The sequence below is a fragment of the Alkalihalophilus lindianensis genome (assembly GCF_032843265.1).
GTDB lineage: Bacteria > Bacillota > Bacilli > Bacillales > Bacillaceae_D > Alkalihalophilus > Alkalihalophilus lindianensis.
On sequence record NZ_JAWJBA010000744.1, the window covers coordinates 1 to 250 of the forward strand.

Sequence of the window (250 nt, forward strand, 5' to 3'; positions counted from 1 at the left end):
GGGATAACCGTGGCGGCTGTTCGTCGTCCGGGCGCGACGCGGCAAGGCCGCCAAGCCCCGCAGGCCGGCGCGGCGCATCAGCCGCTCCACGCGGGATCGACCGACCCGACGCCCATGCCGCCGCAGGGTGGCGTGAACGCGCGGCGAGCCGTAACAGCCGCTGCTCTCCGCATGGATCAGCCGGATATCCTCGGTCAGCTCGCGATTGGCGACAGACCGCTGGCTCTCGGGGCGACCGCGCCAGGCGTAG

At 73.2% G+C, this 250-nt stretch carries 1 protein-coding gene; it reads right to left on the reverse strand.

Translation table 11 applies throughout. From position 1 onward, the window contains the following. Positions 1-250: IS3 family transposase (locus RYX56_RS26745; protein ID WP_317124358.1), on the reverse strand; the 250-nt coding region annotated here is incomplete at both ends.